Annotated in this window: 1 protein-coding gene; it reads left to right on the top strand. The window is 54.8% G+C overall.

The genetic code is table 11. The annotated features are described in order from the left end of the window. Positions 1-36: 36 nt before the first annotated feature. The coding region (locus AC0QHF_RS28905) for a bifunctional DNA primase/polymerase (RefSeq protein WP_324707741.1) at positions 37-662 on the top strand (626 nt) is incomplete at its 3' end.

The following is a 662-nucleotide window of genomic DNA, read 5'->3' as shown; positions in this document are numbered from 1 at the left end:
CTCACCCCCGTTAAGGGGAACAAAGCTGCATACAGGATGAATTGGCAACAGGAGAAACCATGCGATCGCGCCACCATCATCGAAGATATCAAAACCGGGAAGGCTCGGGGCTATGGACTCAGAACAGGGCAAATTAGTGACGGAATTGTAGCGGTTGACTGCGACGGAGAAGCCGCCCACGAACTGGCTAAGTCGTTGGGGGGATTACCCGCGACTGTCAGTTTTACAAGTGGAAAAGATGGCCGCGCCCAATACCTATACAAAATCTCGGACAAATATTGGTGCGACATCAAAACCCAAAAGCTGAGAACGGGGAAAACCGGGGCGGACGGCAAAGAAATGTTGTTGGAATTACGATGGGACGGATGCCAGTCCGTTTTGCCGCCGTCAGCTCATCCCGAAACCGGGCAATACCACTGGATTAAGTCACCACAGGAGACTGCGATCGCCGACGCCCCCCGGTGGGTAATAGAGAAAATGCGGGGCACGGCGCGGACAGAAACTCCACTGCTCAACAGCATCACTTCTGACGACATCCCCCTAACCATCTGCCTTGCGAAAGAAACCCGGAAGTTGATCGAATCGGGGTCGCCAGACGGACAGCGCGGTGACGACGCGATCAAGGTCGCCCAAGACCTTTTGGGGACATACGAACGGCTGCA

The sequence above is a fragment of the Lyngbya sp. CCY1209 genome, assembly GCF_055795065.1.
The sequence above is the reverse complement of the archived record's forward strand: the minus strand, read 5'-3'. Positions and strand labels throughout refer to the sequence as shown.